We start from the raw sequence: 16648 nt of genomic DNA, 5'->3' as shown, positions 1-16648 counted from the left end.
CCGGTAGGGGCGCGACTGGTGGCCGGGCCGCGCCGCTGGGCCCGCCTCGCCTTTCGGGGTCGGCGCGTGGCGCGCGCGCTGTCCATGCTGGCGGCGCTTGTCCCTTCGCTCCAGGGCGCCCACGCCCTGGAGTTCTCGCGGCATGAGAATGACAGCGGCAGCCTCCTGGCCGTGCTCGCCACGGGCCGCGTGGAGGCCGGCGACGCCGATCGTTTCCGCGCCTATCTGGCGCAACGGCCGGCGCGCAAGCGCACCGCGGTCTATCTGAACTCTCCCGGCGGGAACCTCCGTGAAGGCATGGCGCTGGGTCGTGCCTTTCACGATCTGGGTGTGCGCACCGTCATCGAGGGTCAGGGCGCGGCCTGCCTCAGCGCCTGCGCGCTCGCCTTCCTGGGCGGCCGGGATGGGGATGGCACGGCCTGGCGCACCAAGTCCTCATCGAGCGGGCTCGGCTTCCATGCCTTCCGGAGCACCTTTCCGGCGGATCGAAGCTATGGCGGCAGCGACATGGCCGCGCTCGAACAGCAGACCCAGCGCACGGTGCTCGACGTGGCTGACTATCTGCGCGCCATCGGCACCGACCTGGACTTCCTGCGCATCATGTTTCGCGCCTCGGCGGACGAGATGAATTTCGTCTCCAATGATGAAGCCCTGCGCATCGGCATCAAGGTCTGGGACGAGAAGAGCCGTCGCTTTCTGGTGCCCTGAGCGGGGCCGTGGCTTGCGGCCCGGATGACGTTCCGGCAGTCTGCGCCCGCCTGTTCGATCCGGGAGAGCCCCCTTGATCCGCATCCTGCCGAAAGCCGTTCTTGCCCTGACGCTGATTGCCGCGCCGGCGGCGCGAGCCGATGAGATCGCCGACGCCATCTCCGAGGCCCAGAAGGCCTATGCGGCCGGCGACACCGCAACCACCAAGCAGGCGCTGGACGTGGCGTCCCAGCTCCTCGCCCAGCGCAATGCCGAGGGCCTTGCCAAGTTCCTGCCCCCGGCGCCCGCCGGCTGGACCGCGGGCGACACCGAGACCGACGCGGCCGCGGCCGCCATGTTCGGCGGCGGGTTGATCGCCAAGCGCGAATACAGCAAGGGCGACACCCATGTGAATGTGCAGATTATCGCCCAGTCCCCCATGGTGGCGCAGATGGCGGCCATGTTCTCCAATGCCGGCATGCTGGGCGCCATGGGCAAGGTGTTCCGCGATCGCGGCCGCACGGCCGTGGTCACCAAGGACGGCGCGGTGCAGCTTTTGAGCGGCGCCACCTTCATCACCATCGACGGCAATGCGGGAGAGGCGGAGAAGAAAGCGTTCCTCTCCGCCATCGATCTCGCGGCGCTGGAAAAGGCCGGCGGCTGAGACCCGGCCTCGGGCGCAAAAAAAGGGAGGCGGGCGCCGACGTGGCGCCCGCCTCCTTTCGCGTTCAGGGCTTGTTGACGGCGGAGAAGCTGAACAGCTGCAGCGGCTCCGTGGGATCATCCGAATTGAGGAAGGCGAGGAACGGCACGCGCCCCTTGGGCGTGGCGGTGATCTCCAGCGTCTTCGGATCGCGGATGAACTGGGCGATGGCCTCGGCCACCGCGGCCGTTTCCGGCGCGCCGGGGGCCACGGCGGCAATGCCTTCGTTCAACAGGTCCAGTAGATGGGCGCGATACTCCTCCAGGCCCTGGCCGTCGGCATCGGCGAGGCGCTGGAGCACCAGGTTCGCCAGGCCATGATCGCTGATGGTGACGCTGATCGGGCCGATATTCACCCCGGGCAGCGCCCCCGTAAACGCCTGTTCGGAGGCGAACGCCGCCGCCGGCAGGTTGTCCAGCCGGGCGCTGAAGCCGGTGCGGAAGGCGTCCTTCACCTCGACGTCGGCGGGACCGACCGAGATGCTTTGGGTGCCGGCGTCATAGGCGGCGCCCAGCGCCATGGAGAAGGTGGCCCGCTTCAGCCCGGCGGCCGCCAGGGTGTTGAAGGGCTCGCCGTCCTCCGCGTCGATGGGGCCGTTCACGTCCTTGAGCTCGAACAGGATGCGGCCGGGCAGCTCGCCGGCTGCGGGGTCCGGAAACGCGCCCCAGGTGAGGCTGGCGCGGGCGATGGTCACGGGCTCCGCCGGGGTGTCGTCGCTGCCTTCCACCGGAACCTCGATGTCGGTCGCGGTCACGCCTGTGAGGGCGCGGAAGCCGGAAAGGGCCACGTCCGGCTGGGTCGGATCGTCGGCGTGGGCGATGGTGAGCAGCCGCGGCAGGTCGAGCCCGGTCACGGAAATGGTGCCGAACTTGACGGCCTGCCCGTCACTGTCGCCATCGACGCCCTCGAACCGCAGCTCGGCCAGGGTGCCGGCATCGAACGCCTTGAGCGCGAACAAGGCCGCGCGGCCGCCGCCCACCGGCTCCACGGTGCGCATGTCGCGCACCTCGAATGCGGTGAAGGCCAGCCCCTTCAGCAGATCGGTGGCGTCCTTCAGTAGCGGCGCCGGATCGGTCGGCGGCTCGTCCGCCGCCAGGGCCTCCAGCGCCGCGAGGCGGGCCGCGGTGATGGCCGCCGGCCGCAGCGAGACGGCGGTGAGGGTCATGCCCGCGCCTTCGGTGCGCACGTCGTCCTGTTGCTCGATGTTGAAGGCGCCGGTTTCCAGCGCCCCCAGCACCGCGCGCAGGGCTCCGTCACTGTCCGCCGAGGGGGCGAGGAGGGGGGTGATGTCAATGTCGCGGGCCACGATCGCCACCGCCTGAACGCGGGGCAGGCCGCTGCCCTCGGCCAGAGCGGGATTGGCCGGCTCGTCGTTCCCCTTCGCCCCGTCGGCCCCCGCGCCGGTGGCCTTTGCTGCGGCGTTAGCCGCCGCCTGGGCGGCTCCATCCGCTGGCTGGCCTTCGGAAAGCAGGCGCGCCACGGACAGGCGGGCTACCTTACCGGAACGCACATCGGTGGCCGCGATGCCGTCCAGGGTCAGCTCGCGTGCATTGAGCTGCAGCGGGTTGGCCTTGCCGGGGGTCACGCGGGTGACGGCATGGGGCACGTCGATGCGCGCGGCGTCGACGCTCGCGAGCTGGCGCAGGGCCAGCACCACCGGGTTCGCATTCACCATGTCGGCGGCGTTGCCGGCGGTGGGCGTCACCACCAGCGGGCCGGCGAAGCGCTCGATGGCCACATGGGGCAGGGTTTCCACCACACGCGGCCCGTCCGCGCCATCGGTGCGGGTGAGGGTGAGATTTTCCAGGACGATGCTGTCGGCCGTGATTCGGCCGTCCTTGGTGGGCGCGCCCACCCCGTGGGCGGAAAACTGGGCCACGGTGAGGGACACAGCCCCGTCCGCCGAGGTGACGGAGAGGTCACCCAGCGTCAGGCTGCGATCCTTCAGCGAGACCGCGCTGGACCCCACGCTGGCCTTGGCCCCGGTGGCCCGCACCTGGGCGAGGGCGTTATCGATGACGGCATAGGCCTTCTTCTGCGCCCAGTATTGAACACCGGCATATCCGCCAATGCCCAGGGCGAGGACGGCCACGATGCCGATGACAAGCGGTTTCTTCATGGGAAAAGTCCTCGTCCCGGACCTCTGCGCTACGCACAGCCTTCCTTTGCGTCCGCAGCATTGCTCAATTTGTGCGGTAGACCGTGACATCGCCGAACCGCACAGCTACCTTTCGCCCCCGTTTCAGGACTAACGCAAGACAGATCATAACGAGATCGTGCCGGCATACACATGCGAACGCTGGCGCGGTATCCAAGTAACGTTATGACGGGTGAAGGAGCAGGGACAAGGATGGCGTCGAATATTTCCGATGATTTGCGTTCCGGCGCTCTCGTCTACCATCGCCTGCCTCGGCCCGGGAAGCTGGAGATTCAGGCCACCAAGCCCTTGGGTAATCAGCGCGATCTGGCGCTGGCCTATTCGCCGGGCGTGGCCGCCGCGTGCGAGGCCATCGCCGCCGATCCGCTCCAGGCGGCCGAGCTGACCATCCGCGCCAATCTCGTGGGCGTCGTTTCCAACGGCACGGCGGTGCTGGGCCTCGGCGCCATCGGTCCCCTCGCCGGCAAGCCGGTGATGGAGGGCAAGGCCGTCCTGTTCAAGAAGTTCTCCGGCATCGATGTGTTCGACATCGAGATCGACGCTTTGACGGTCGACCGCATGGTGGACGTCATCAGCGCGCTGGAGCCCACATTCGGCGGCATCAATCTTGAGGACATCAAGGCCCCCGAGTGCTTCGAGGTGGAACGCCAGCTGCGCGAGCGCATGAAGATCCCGGTCTTCCATGACGACCAGCACGGCACCGCCATCATCGTCGGCGCCGCCGTGCGCAACGCCATGGAAGTGGGCAAGCGCAAGATCGAGGATCTCAAGATCGTCGCCTCGGGCGCCGGCGCGGCGGCGCTCGCCTCGCTCAACCTGCTGGTGAAGCTGGGCGCGAAGAAAGAGAATATCTGGGTCTGCGACATCGAGGGCGTGGTCTATGAGGGCCGCAACACCCTGATGGATCCCTACAAGGAAAAGTTCGCCCAGCAGACGGACAAAAGGACCCTCGATGAAGTCATCGAGGGCGCGCACATCTTCTTGGGCCTGTCCGCCGGCGGCGTGCTGAAGCCGGAGATGGTGAAGAAGATGGCGGCCAACCCGCTCATCATGGCGCTCGCCAATCCCACGCCCGAAATCATGCCGGAAGTCGCCCGCGAGGCGCGGCCCGACGCCATGATCTGCACCGGCCGCTCGGATTTCCCGAACCAGGTCAACAACGTCCTGTGCTTCCCCTACATCTTCCGCGGGGCGCTGGACGTCGGCGCCACCGACATCAACGACGCCATGAAGATGGCCGCCGTGGAGGCCATCGCCGAGCTCGCCCGCGAAACGCCGTCCGACGTGGTGGCCCGGGCCTATGGCGGGGAAACCCGCATGTTCGGCGCCGATTCGCTCATTCCCTCGCCGTTTGATCCGCGCCTCATCCTGCGCATCGCGCCGGCGGTGGCCAAGGCGGCCATGGAGACGGGCGTCGCCACCCGCCCCATCACCGATTTCGACCACTATGACGCGGTGCTGGACGACTTCGTGTTCCGCTCCGGCTTCATCATGCGCCCCCTGTTCGCCCGCGCGAAGCAGGAGACCAAGCGCGTGATCTATGCCGAGGGCGAGGACGAGCGCGTGCTGCGCGCCGTGCAGGCCGTGGTGGAAGAGGGCATCGCCCGTCCCATCCTGGTGGCGCGCCCCAATGTGGTGGAAACCCGCATCAAGCGCTTCGGTCTGTCCATCAAGGCGGGCGAGAATTTCGACCTCATTAATCCGGAAGATGATCCGCGCTACCGCGATTATGTGCGCGATTATATCGAGGTCGCCGGCCGCCGCGGCGTGACGCCGGATGCCGCCCGTACCCTGGTGCGCACCCATCCCACCGTCATCGCCGCGCTGGCGGTGCGGCGCGGTGAGGCGGACGCCATGCTGTGCGGTATCGAGGGGCGTTTCACCCGCCACTTCCGCCAGGTGCGCGACATCATCGGTCGCGCGCCGGGGGTGAAGGAGCTGGCGGCGCTGTCGCTGCTCATCACCCCGAAGGGCAACTTCTTCATCTGCGACACCCAGATCCAGACCGAGCCCACGGCTCCCGACCTCGCCGAAATGACGGTGCTGGCTGCGGCCCATGTGCGGCGCTTCGGCCTGGAACCGCGGGTGGCCCTGCTCTCCCACTCCAATTTCGGCAGCCATGAGACGCTCTCCGCCAAGCGCGTGCGGGCGGCTTTGGAGATCCTGCGTGACCGGGCGCCGGACCTGCAGGTGGACGGCGAGATGCAGGCCGACGCGGCCCTGGTGGAGGACATCCGCAAGCGCGCGCTGCCGCATTCGCGGCTCTCGGGCGTGGCCAACGTGCTGGTGATGCCCGACCTCGACGCCGCCGACATCGCCTACAACATGCTGAAGGTGCTGGGCGATTCCCTGCCGGTCGGCCCCATCCTGATGGGTACGGCGAAGCCTGCCCACATTCTGAGCCCCTCCATCACCGCCCGTGGCATCGTCAACATGACGGCCGTCGCGGTGGTGGAAGCCCAGACGGCGGACTGAACGCAGCTGCGGGCAGAGGGGGCCGCAAGGCCTCCCGTCTGCCGGCGGCGGCGAGCCGACCTGTTTCGAAGACGCGGGCCCTGCGTGCAGCGGGGCCCGTTTTCTTTTCTCGCTTAGGGGCAGCGCGCGGCGCCGTGCCGCCGCTCCCGTCGCGGAAATGGAAGGAGCTCCGGCGCATCGCGTTCACGCGTCTTCCTGAGGCGAGCCGGCATCCGCTTCGCTCGAACGCGCTCCGGGACGGCGCCATGCCCTGGGGCGGAGTTTCGGTCCCGCGCGGAAGCGGCGTTCTGGTCGCGCCAAGTTCGGGGCGCCAAGTTCGGGGCGCCAAGTTCGGGGCGCCAAGTTCGTACGACCAGGTTCGTACGACCAGGTTCTCACGACCAGGTTCGCGGCGCCGAGACCGGGGCTCTAATTCCGGGGTGCCAATCTGCGGGACTTGGGTTGGGGAGGAGGCGCTTGCGCCCCGCTGCTGAGTGGCGATGAGCTGCTTTCATCGACTGCTTTCGCTACGCCACTTGTCGGGCAGGCCCGATTGAGAAGCAGGGACGCGGCCACCCCGCGGCCGGCTACAGCAGAGGGATCTCGTACAGGCGGAATGGGTAGGGTGCGTACCATGCGGGCGGGCAGCGGCGCAGCAGCAGGCCGCCATTGGCCTCGATGACCCGGCGTGAGGCGTGGTTGTCCTCGGCGCAGCTCAGGCGCGGCACGCTGAGGCCCATGCCCCGGCAGATATCGAGCGCCAGCGCCAGCTGGTGGCGGCCATAGCCGCGCCCTTGCAGCGAGGGGCGCACCGCATAGCCCACATGACCGCCGAAATGGGTGAGGGCCGGGGTATCGACGCGAGAGCGGATGTTCACCGCGCCGATGAAGGTTGTGCCACTCACCAGCCAGAAGGTGTTTGCGGGCACGCCGCTCAGCGCCGGTCCGCCGGGCTTGGGCATCTGCCCGTCCTCATCCAGCCGGCGCAGATAATCGGGGAAGTGGCTGGCGGCAAAGGCGATGGCGTCGTCAGCCAGCGGCGCGCGGGCGGCCCACACGAAGCCTTCCCGCAGGGCTGCGATGTAGCTTTCGCGGAAGGCCGGATGGGGGCGGGCCAGAAAGCTGTTCTCGATCATGGCCCCCCCGCCGCGCCTTCAGCCCTGCCAGCGTCGCGGGCGGTAGAAGGTGTGCACGCCGATGCGGTCGAGCTTGTTCATCTCCCGCACCCAGCTCGGATGCACCCAATAAGCGTGATAGTGGGTGGCACGGCCGACGCTGTCGAGCCACAGCTTGCCGTCCAGCATGTCGGCGGCAATCTGCTTGGCCTGCACCCACATGTCGGGCTCGCGGATCACGTCCTTCACATTGTCGCAGGCGAAGGTGAACTGGCAGGCGAGGTGGCGGTGCGCGTTCTGATAGACCGTGCCGCACACATCCGCAGGGTAATAGCCGGAGAATACGCGGTTCACGACCACCTGGGCGACCGCGATCTGGCCGCGCTTCGGCTCGCCCCGGCTCTCAAAATAGATGGCTTCCGCCAGGCACTTCTGGGCGCGGGCGAGGCCAGCGCCGGCAAGGCCCAGGCGCTGCGCCGGAGAGGGCCAGATACCGTCGCGCTCGGCGCTCTGCTCCACCACGGCGGGGGCCAAGGCGGGGGCGGGCGTCGGTGGGGCCAGCGGCTGGGGCACGAAGCCCTGGTCGGCCAAGGCGTGGTATTCAAAGGCCAGCGGCGGGAACTGGCGCGGATCGCTGGCAAACACCGTGCGGGTGTCGTGCAGCACGGCGGGAGCGGACGCCTCGCCGGGGGACACCTCGGTCAAGGCGTTGCTGGGCGCGCTCTCGTCGGGAACCATTTCGGGCTCAGCCGGAAGGGCCACATCCGCGGCTTCCATGCCGTCGAAATCCGGGCCGAAGGCGGTCGAGGCCGCAAGGCCTGCGCCATCGTCCTGAATCACTGGCAGTTCCAGCAGCAGGTCGAGAGCGAGCTCAAGATGAGCGCTGGCGGCCGGCGCCGTATCCGCGACGGTAGGAATGGCGGAGGCGTCGTCCGCCGTCGACGCTGCGGGCTCTTCCGTGGCCGCCGGGCTGGCGGCGATGGGGGCCGGATCGGGCGTGAGGCTGGCGACCCGGATCGGCGCCGCCTCGGGCGCTGCGGGTTCGGGGTCACCCATCACCAAAGGCGGGGGATACTGATAGTCCCGGTCGGCGGTGAGGGCGCGCGCGGGTTGCGGCGCCGGGGCCTTCGCCTCCGCCGGCAGCTCGGGGACGGACGGCATGGTGCCGATGGGCTGGGGCAAATCGAGGGTCGCGACCTTCAGGGTGCGCATGGGCGCGGCAAGGGGGGCGGAGAGGAGAGCCGTCGCGCCCGGGCGGTCCATCAGCCCCAGCTCGCCCGCCTTCGGTGCCCGCGGCTGCGGGGTGAGCACGCCGACGGCGACGACGAGCGGCAGCGCGCGCCGCCACACATCCGAAGAAGCCATGGGTTCTGCCCTCGTCCGCTCATTGCCGGGCCGGCCGCGTTGGTTCGCGGCACATGCCGGGGATGATCGCATTCATGCGCCCTGCGCGGTGCGTGTCGCGGCCCGCGGGAAAGCGCCCTTAGCGCGCCGGCTGTTGCGTGCCGGCGACAGACAAGAACATTGACCGATCACCGTTGATCGGAGGTTAACCGGGCCGCCAATTCCGCTTCTTTGGCGAAGGGAGTGCACGCAGTGGTGGCAAGGCTGCGGGCGCGGCCGAGGCCATGGGTGCCGAAGCGCACCTTGATGGCCTCCTCCACCCACTTGCTTTCCTGCGCCGCCCGCAGCGCCTCGCGCCGGCCTTCGGCGGCCATGAAGGCACGATGGCTGTCCACCGCCGCGTCGAAGGCATCGAGGCCCTCGCCGTTGGCGGCGGAAAGGCGGATCACCGGCACCTTCCAGGCCTCGCTGCCCCCCGAAAGGGAGAGCGCGCCGGCGACCTCCGAGGCGGCGCGGCGGGAGACCTCCACCATGTCCGCCTTGGTGACCACGATGATGTCCGGCAGCTCCATCACCCCCGCTTTCATGAATTGCAGGCTGTCGCCCGAGGCGGGCTGGATGCACAGCACCACAGTGTCCGCCACCAGCGAGATGTCCGCCTCCGACTGGCCGACGCCCACGGTTTCCACGATCACGAGGTCATAGACGGCCCGCAGCAGCGCCACCGCCGCAATGGCATCGTCAGAGAGGCCACCGAGCCGGTCGCGCGCCGCCATGGAGCGCACGAACACGCCCCGGTCCTCCGGGTCCGTCTGGATGCGGGCGCGATCGCCGAGGAGGGCGCCCTTGGTACGGCGGGAGGAGGGGTCGACGGCGAGCACCGCCACCGTCTGCCCCGCCGCGCGGGCGCGATGCACGAGGGCGTTGGTGAGGGTGGACTTGCCCACGCCGGGCGGACCCGTGAGGCCCAAAACGTGGGCCTTGCCGGCCTTGGCCGCGGCATCGAGCAGGGTCACGAGGTCCGGCTGGCCGCGCCGGGTCTCCACCGCGGCGAGGGCCAAGGCGACGGTCCGCTTGCCGCCGCTCCGCAGAGCATCGAGATCGGGCAGGTTCAACACGAAGCGCAGCACCCAGAAGAATCGGACGAATGGTTTATCCACCATCTGAGCAGCTTTGCCGCCGCGGGACCAGGGGGCAGCGGCAAGGGTGGCTGGGGCGTGGGTGGCTGGGGCGAGGATGGCGGGCCCTTGAAATGGAAAAGGCGCCGGCGAAGAGCCGGCGCCTTCCCATTGATCGGAACCGTGCGGGGGAACGGAACCGATCAACAGTCCTGTTGGATCACTCGCAGTAGCGACGGTAAACAGGAACCGTCTCCCAATTCGCCCCCTGCATGTAGCACTGCCCATCGGGCCCCCACATATAGTAGACCTGCGGCGCATAGGCCGGCAGCGGCGTGGAACCGGGGCCGGGGGCGGCGTCCGCGGGAGGCGCGCCATCGGCGCCGGGCACGTAATCGGCCGGCGGCACATTGTCCGCGCCGGGCACATAATCCGCCGGCGGGGGTTGGCGGTTCGACGGCAGGTCGATCCTGGAGCCCGTCGCGCCGCCCATGAGCCCTCCGGAGGCGGAATTGTTCTGCGCCTGCGCTGTCGGGGCGAAGCCCGCGAAAGAGCCCGCAAGGATGAGGGCGACCAGCCCGGCGCGGATCAGCATGATCTTTTCCTGTCATCCCCTTCCCGTCAGGCCCGTGTGCGAGGGGCACAGATCTGATGACGAAGGGCGGTTTACCAAGGCCAACATGAACGGCACATGAGCAAAGAGTCTGACGAAGATCAGGCTTGGCTGTGGCCTTGGCGCGGCGGCCCGACTTTTCCACATGCGGGCCCATGGGGTTTATTGGAGGCGTATTACCATCACAGGTTGTGCATGGGGCATGCGCGGCGTCATTGGACTTGCGTTGCAGCATAAGACGGGTGCAGGGTTCGCGCTTCTTTTCGAGGACGTCGCATTCATGAGCGAAAGAAATCCCTTCGGTGGGGTCGTGACCCATCTGACCCCCGCCGACGTGAAGGCCGGAATGGCCAATGGCACCATTCTGCTGGTGGACGTGCGCGAGCTGAACGAAGTCGCCGCCGAGCGCATTCCCGGCGCCGCGAACGTGCCGCTCAGCCGTCTCGGCGTGGAGCCGCTGCCGGATCCGGCGGGCAAGCGCTTGGTGTTCTCCTGCCGCTCGGGCCAGCGCTCGCAGCAGGCGCTGGCGGCGGCGCAGCGCGCCGGCCTGCCGTTCGAGGAGCACATGCAGGGTGGAATCATGGCCTGGAAGGCCGCCGGCTTCGACATCGAGCGCGGCTGAGGCGTTTGCCCGCGGGGCGGCGCGCGAAGCCCGCCCCGGCCCCGGCATCGACGGGCCCGCGCTCACGGGATCCTGAACAAGGGCCCGGTTCGCGCACCCGTCCGGCGCACTCCGGTGAACGCGGATCGCACGGAAGGCCATCGTGACGCTTGAAGCTTTCGCGGCTTCGCGCTTGGATGGAGGTCCTGCAACCAGTCGCCTGGAGCATCATGCCGGCATCTGCGTCCGGCCAGCCTCTCGAACCTGCGGCGCAAGGCGCGCCGAAGGATGAGGCCGCGGCCTATTTGAACACCTTCGGCACCCCCGACGTGGTGGAGGTCCTGCTACCGGATACGTCCGGTGTCCTCAGGGGCAAATGGCTGCCCGGCACCTCCATCGGCAAGGTGTGGAAGGATGGGGTCGCCATTCCGCTGTCCATCTTCGGTCTCGACGTGTGGGGCTGCGAGGTGGAGGCGACCGAGATCCATCTGGAAACCGGCGACAAGGACGGCCTGTGCTGGCCGGTGGCCGGCACGCTGAAGCCGGTGCCCTGGGCCTCGCGCCCCACCGCCCAGGTGCTCATCACCATGTTCGAGCCCGATGGCTCGCCGAGCGGGCGCCCCTGGCGGCTCGATCCGCGCCAGCAGCTCGCGAAGATCGTTTCCCGTTTTGACGCGCTGGGCCTCACCCCCTGCGTCGCGTTCGAGCTTGAGTTCTACCTGATGAAGCCCGGTGAGGCCGGGGAGGCGCCGGAGCCCGTGTTCCGTGCCACGGGGCAGCCGCGGCAGAACATGTATTCCATGTCCGACCTCGATGCCTTCGCGCCGGTGCTGCACGAAGTGCGCGAGGCCTGCGTGGCCCAGGGGCTGCCCGCCGACACCGTGATTTCGGAAGCCGCGCCCGGCCAGTTCGAGGTCAATCTCTATCATCGCGCCGACCCCATGGCGGCCGCCGATGATGCCATTCTGCTCCGCCGCCTCATCGAGGGCGTGGCGCGGCGCAATGGCCTGCGCGCCACCTTCATGGCCAAGCCGCTGGTGGATTTCGCCGGCAATGGCATGCATGTGCATGTGAGCCTGGTGGACAAGGACGGCGGCAATTTCTTCGCCCGGCCGGACGGGGGTGATGACGCGCTGCGCCACGCCGCCGGTGGCCTTCTGGCCACCATGCTCGATTCGACCCTGCTGTTCGTGCCCAGCTTCAACGGCTATCGCCGGCTGGTGCCGGGCAGCTATGCGCCGGTTTCGGTGACATGGGGTTATGACAATCGCTCGGTGGCGGTGCGCGTGCCCAATGGTCCGCCCCAGGCCCGGCGGCTGGAACATCGCATCGCCGGCGCGGAGGCGCATCCGCACCTCGTGCTTGCCGCCATCCTGGCCGGCATGCTGGAGGGACTTGAACAGAAGATCGAGCCGCCGCCGCCTCTGGCCGGCAACGCCTATGACCACGAGGCGCCGCAGCTGAGCCCTTCCATGGCCGACGCGGTCGCCCGCTTTCGCGCCTCCCCCTTCATCGCCAAGGCGTTCGGCGAGGAATACCGCAGGGTGTATGCGGTGATGAAGGAGGAAGAATTGGCGGCCTTCACGCGCGTCATCCTGCCGCTGGAATACGAAACCTATCTATGATGTCAGGAGAAGTCGAACATGCACCCGCATTCGCCTTCTCTTTCCTTTTCCGGGCCCCGGTCACCCGGGCGTCGGCCGAGCTAATGCTTTTTGCTGAGGGCTTTTGACTTTTCCGGTTGAGAGCCCCAGCGGGACGCAATAGCCTCTTTCATGCGGGCGGGAGGGACAATCCCGCCGTCTCTCAGAGGAGAAGAGCGGATGAGCAGCGCTATCAAAGCGGCTGTCTTCGGAGTGGGGCTGGGCGTCGCGCTCGGGGCCGGTATGGTCCTTGGCGGTCCGGCCTTCGCCCAGGAGAAGGTGGTCAACGTCTTCAACTGGTCGGACTATATCGACCCGACGGTGATCGAGGAGTTCACCAAGGAGACCGGCATCAAGGTCCGCTACGACGTGTTCGACAGCAACGAGGTGCTGGAGACCAAGCTGCTCGCCGGCAAGACCGGCTATGACGTGGTGGTGCCCTCCAACACGTTCCTGCAGCGGCAGATCAAGGCTGGCATCTTCATGCCGCTCGACAAGTCCAAGATCCCGAACCTGCAATATGCATGGCCCGAGATCGAGAAGCGCCTTGCCGCTTACGATCCCGACAATGCCCACGCGGTCAACTATATGTGGGGCACCACCGGCATCGGCTACAATGTCGACAAGGTGAAGGAGCGTCTTGGCGACGTGCCCATGAACACCTGGGACATCGTCTTCAAGCCGGAGAACCTCTCCAAGCTGAAGGATTGCGGCGTCTACATGCTGGACGGCCCGGAGGAGGTGATTCCCTCCGCCATGAACTATCTCGGCCTCAATCCGGATTCCAAGAACCCGGATGACATCAAGAAGGCCGGCGAGATGCTCGCGAAGATCCGGCCGTTTATCAAAAAGTTCGACTCCTCGGGCTACATCAATGCCTTGGCGCGCGGCGACATCTGTCTGGCCGTGGGCTGGTCGGGCGACGTGTTCCAGGCCAAGACCCGCGCCCAGGAAGCCGCCGAGAAGACCAAGACCACGCCGGTGAACGTCGCCTATGTGATCCCCAAGCAGGGCGCGCTCATGTGGTTCGACAACTTCGCCATTCCGAAGGATGCCAAGCATGTGGATGAGGCGCTGACCTTCATCAACTACATGATGCGTCCGGAAGTGGCGGCGAAGAACACCGATTACATCTCCTACGCCAACGGCAACCTGGCGTCACAGAAGCTGATCAGCAAGGACATCCTCGACAATCCGAATATCTATCCGGACAAGGAGGTGTTCTCGCGGCTCTTCATCGTGACCACCAACGATCCGAAGCTGCAGCGCGTGATCACCAAGACCTGGAACGACTTCAAGCGCGGCAAGTGAGCTGCGCTGCGGCGCCGCGCTTCGATCCGCGTCGAGACGTTTCAACGACCCTTCCGGCTCAGGCCGGAAGGGTTTTTCTTTGCATTCAGCTCATTGGCGCTTTTGGAGGACAGGGGGTGGCGCCGGCGTTGAGAAAGAACGCAATGCCATGCCCTCGGAACGTTTCCGCATCCGCGAAAAACGCGCACACGCGCCGGTGCCGCAGGTCCGGGCGTTCAGGCGCCCTGCGATCCGCCGATTGCCCGTCTCATCTTGAACGGCGCCATGCCCTCGCGGGCCAGTTCGTCGGCGCGCTCGTTCTCGGGGTGGCCGGCATGGCCCTTTACCCAGTGCCAGTGCACCTCGTGGCGCTTCAGCGCCTCGTCCAGGCGCTCCCACAGATCCTGGTTCTTCACCGGCTTCTTGTCGGCGGTGCGCCAGCCGTTACGCTTCCAGCCGTGCACCCATTTGGTGATGCCGTCCTTCAGGTACTGGCTGTCGGTGTGCAGCTCCACCGCGCAGGATTCCTTCAGTGCCTCCAGGGCGCTGATGGCGGCTGTCATCTCCATGCGGTTGTTGGTGGTGAGCTGCTCGCCGCCATTGAGCGTCTTCTCATTGGCGCCGAAACGCAAAAGGGCGCCCCATCCGCCGGGGCCCGGATTGCCGGAGCAGGCCCCGTCGGTGAAGATCTCGACTGACTTTTTCATGGAATGAGGCCGTAATCCTCGGCGCCGGCCACCTGCTGGTGGAAGCGCAGCTTCTTGAGATATTCCAGCGGGTCCTTGGGCTTCACCAGCGCCCCTTCGGGCACGTTCAGCCAGTCCACCAGCCGGGTGAGCAGAAAGCGCAGCGCCGCGCCGCGGGCCAGGCGCGGCATGGCGGTCACCTCGATCTCGCTCAGCGGGCGCAAGGCGGCATAGCCGGACAGCAGGGCGCGGCCCTTGGTGACATTGTAGGAACCGTCCGTCTCGAAGCACCAGGCATTGAGGCAGATGGCCACGTCATAGGCGAACGCATCGGTGCAGGCGAAATAGAAGTCGATGATGCCGGACAGCCGCTCGTCCAGGAAGAAGGCGTTGTCGGGGAACAAATCGGCATGGATGATGCCGGAGGGCAGGCCCTTCGGCCAATCCCCCTCCAGCGTCTTGAGTTCTTCCGCGATGGTGTCGGTGAGGCCGGGCGCGAGGCTGTCGGCGCCGTGGGCGGCCTGGAACAGCGGGCGCCAGCCGGCGACCGAGAGGGCGTTGGCCCGCTCCATGGTGAAGTCCGCGCCCGCGAGGTGCAGCCGCGCGAGGCCCGCGCCCAGCTCGGCGCAATGATGGGCGGTGGGGCGCCGCACCGAGACGCCGGGCAAGAAGGTGACCATGGCCGCCGGGCGCCCGGCGAGCTCGCCCAGAACGGTTCCGTCGCGCCGTGCCACCGGCTGCGGGCAGGAGAGGCCGCGCGCCGCCAGATGCTGCATGAGGCCGACGAAGAAGGGCAGGTCGCCCCGCGCCACCCGCTTCTCATAGAGGGTGAGGATGAAGGTGCCGCCCGTGGTCTGCACCAGGAAATTGGAGTTCTCCACCCCCTCCGCGATGCCGTGGAAGGAGGTGAGGGTGCCGATGTCGTAACGGGCGATGAAATCCGCCATCTCGGCGGCAGAAACGTCAGTATAGACGGCCACGACTTACTCCGCCGCATCCGGCCGCAGGGCGCGCGGCAGGGGAAAGAACACGTCCTCCTCGGTGGCGGTCACGGTGTCCACCGTCACCGAGAAGCGTTCGGAAAAGGCGTCGATGATCTCCTCCACCAGCACCTCGGGAGCGGAGGCGCCGGCGGTGAGCCCGAGCCGGGAAATGGGGCCGAGGCTGGCCCAGTCGATGTCCCCGGCGCGCTGCACGAGCAAGGCGCGCGGGCATCCGGCGCGCTCGGCCGCCTCGCGCAGGCGCTGGGAGTTGGACGAATTGGGCGCCCCCACCACGATCAGCGCATCCACCTTGGGCGCCACCTGCTTCACCGCCTCCTGGCGGTTGGTGGTGGCGTAGCAGATGTCTTCCTTGTGGGGCTCGACAAGGTCGGGGAAGCGCGAGCGCAGGATTTTCACCATGCCGGCCGTGTCGTCGACCGAAAGGGTGGTCTGGGTGACATAGGCCAGGGTCGCGCCGGCGGGCGGCGCCACGGTGCGGGCGTCGTCCGGCGTTTCCACCAGGGTGATGGCGCCCTCGGGAAGCTGGCCCATGGTGCCCACCACCTCGGGATGGCCCCGGTGGCCGATCAGCAGGATGTGGCGGCCCTTGCGGTGGTGCACCTCCGCCTCGCGGTGGACCTTGGTGACGAGGGGGCAGGTGGCGTCGATGGCGAACAGCTTGCGGCCGGCGGCCTCCACCGGCACGCTCTTGGGCACGCCATGGGCGGAGAAAATGACGGGCGCGGTGGTGTCCGGCACGTCGGAAAGCTCCTCCACGAACACCGCGCCCTTCCGGCGCAGGGCTTCCACCACATATTTGTTGTGCACGATCTCGTGACGCACATAGACCGGCGCGCCATGGCGCCTCAGGGCCTCTTCCACGGCCTCGATGGCCCGCACCACGCCGGCGCAGAAACCGCGCGGGGCGCACAGCAGGATCTGAAGGGGGGGCTTGCTGAGGGGCGTCGAGGCGGCGTCCATGGCCGTGGGGTCCGTTTGCGGCATTCTGGCAGAAGGGAACGCGCCGGGCCAACTGTCAAGCGCCGCGTGGCGGGCGGGCTTGCCCGTCCTTTGGGCGCGCGGGGTGGCGCCTGTTTTGCGGGCAGGTGCCGCGCGGCGGCATTTGCAAGTCGCGGCCGGGATGAGTATGTTGATGCGATCCTGGACATTGCGATGTGTTTCGCGGTCAGCCCCTGGGGAAGGGGGCGCGCAAGCGAGCCCGCACATGCCCATCCGCAGCGCTCCACGCGCCG

The 16648-nt window shown here is 67.9% G+C and carries 14 protein-coding genes; 6 read left to right on the top strand and 8 right to left on the bottom strand.

Annotation, left to right across the window (positions count from 1 at the left end; translation table 11 throughout):
• Positions 1 to 66 precede the first annotated feature (66 nt).
• Positions 67 to 708, top strand: coding sequence for a hypothetical protein (locus V5F26_RS00645; protein ID WP_394946665.1), 642 nt, complete (start codon positions 67 to 69; stop codon positions 706 to 708).
• A 73-nt stretch (positions 709 to 781) separates the two neighbouring features.
• A complete protein-coding gene (locus tag V5F26_RS00640; RefSeq protein WP_394056200.1) occupies positions 782 to 1351 on the top strand; it encodes a hypothetical protein in 570 nt (189 codons plus the stop codon).
• Between the two features lie 64 nt (positions 1352 to 1415).
• Here the strand turns inward: V5F26_RS00640 and V5F26_RS00635 are convergent, their stop codons facing one another.
• Positions 1416 to 3509 carry an aq_1923 C-terminal domain gene (locus V5F26_RS00635; RefSeq protein ID WP_394946664.1) on the bottom strand — a complete coding sequence of 698 codons (2094 nt, stop codon included), beginning with the start codon at positions 3507 to 3509 and terminating at the stop codon, positions 1416 to 1418.
• A 231-nt stretch (positions 3510 to 3740) separates the two neighbouring features.
• Here V5F26_RS00635 and V5F26_RS00630 point away from each other — a divergent pair, with 231 nt between their 5' ends.
• Positions 3741 to 6023, top strand: a complete 2283-nt coding sequence (locus V5F26_RS00630) for an NADP-dependent malic enzyme (RefSeq protein ID WP_394056204.1) — start codon at positions 3741 to 3743, stop codon at positions 6021 to 6023.
• Positions 6024 to 6589: 566 nt separating this feature from the next.
• Here V5F26_RS00630 and V5F26_RS00625 read toward each other — a convergent pair.
• From V5F26_RS00625 to V5F26_RS00610, 4 genes are all read right to left on the bottom strand, one after another.
• A complete protein-coding gene (locus tag V5F26_RS00625) occupies positions 6590 to 7138 on the bottom strand; it encodes a GNAT family N-acetyltransferase (RefSeq protein ID WP_394056206.1) in 549 nt (182 codons plus the stop codon).
• An 18-nt stretch (positions 7139 to 7156) separates the two neighbouring features.
• Complete coding sequence (locus tag V5F26_RS00620) at positions 7157 to 8482, bottom strand: cell wall hydrolase (RefSeq protein ID WP_394946663.1); 1326 nt, start codon at positions 8480 to 8482, stop codon at positions 7157 to 7159.
• 167 nt (positions 8483 to 8649) lie between these two features.
• Positions 8650 to 9624, bottom strand: a complete 975-nt coding sequence (locus tag V5F26_RS00615; RefSeq protein ID WP_394946662.1) for an ArgK/MeaB family GTPase — start codon at positions 9622 to 9624, stop codon at positions 8650 to 8652.
• A 175-nt stretch (positions 9625 to 9799) separates the two neighbouring features.
• Positions 9800 to 10174: a hypothetical protein gene (locus V5F26_RS00610; protein WP_394946661.1), complete on the bottom strand. Its 375-nt coding sequence runs from the start codon at positions 10172 to 10174 to the stop codon at positions 9800 to 9802.
• A 298-nt stretch (positions 10175 to 10472) separates the two neighbouring features.
• Here V5F26_RS00610 and V5F26_RS00605 point away from each other — a divergent pair, with 298 nt between their 5' ends.
• From V5F26_RS00605 to V5F26_RS00595, 3 genes are all read left to right on the top strand, one after another.
• Positions 10473 to 10814 (top strand): rhodanese-like domain-containing protein, encoded by a 342-nt coding sequence (locus V5F26_RS00605; RefSeq protein ID WP_394946660.1) that lies wholly within the window; start codon positions 10473 to 10475, stop codon positions 10812 to 10814.
• 209 nt (positions 10815 to 11023) lie between these two features.
• Positions 11024 to 12418 (top strand): glutamine synthetase family protein, encoded by a 1395-nt coding sequence (locus tag V5F26_RS00600; protein WP_394056213.1) that lies wholly within the window; start codon positions 11024 to 11026, stop codon positions 12416 to 12418.
• Between the two features lie 198 nt (positions 12419 to 12616).
• Complete coding sequence (locus V5F26_RS00595) at positions 12617 to 13747, top strand: polyamine ABC transporter substrate-binding protein (protein WP_370640661.1); 1131 nt, start codon at positions 12617 to 12619, stop codon at positions 13745 to 13747.
• Positions 13748 to 13962: 215 nt separating this feature from the next.
• Here V5F26_RS00595 and rnhA read toward each other — a convergent pair whose 3' ends face one another.
• Genes rnhA through ispH form a run of 3 tightly spaced genes read right to left on the bottom strand, consistent with a single transcriptional unit; the run spans position 13963 to position 16376 of the window.
• Entirely contained in the window at positions 13963 to 14433 is a 471-nt protein-coding gene (rnhA, locus tag V5F26_RS00590) for a ribonuclease HI (RefSeq protein ID WP_234050935.1), read from the bottom strand.
• Positions 14430 to 15392: a homoserine kinase gene (locus tag V5F26_RS00585; RefSeq protein ID WP_394946659.1), complete on the bottom strand. Its 963-nt coding sequence runs from the start codon at positions 15390 to 15392 to the stop codon at positions 14430 to 14432. The genes rnhA and V5F26_RS00585 overlap by 4 nt, the downstream gene beginning before the upstream one ends.
• A 3-nt stretch (positions 15393 to 15395) precedes the next feature.
• The gene (ispH, locus tag V5F26_RS00580) at positions 15396 to 16376 is read right to left on the bottom strand and encodes a 4-hydroxy-3-methylbut-2-enyl diphosphate reductase (protein WP_394946658.1); all 981 of its coding nucleotides are present in this window, start codon (positions 16374 to 16376) and stop codon (positions 15396 to 15398) included.
• Between the last annotated feature and the right edge of the window lie 272 nt (positions 16377 to 16648).

Origin of the sequence: Xanthobacter variabilis, assembly GCF_043831965.2 — a bacterium.
In the GTDB taxonomy this organism is placed as follows: Bacteria; Pseudomonadota; Alphaproteobacteria; order Rhizobiales; family Xanthobacteraceae; genus Xanthobacter.
This window is presented reverse-complemented; position numbering and strand designations above follow the sequence as displayed.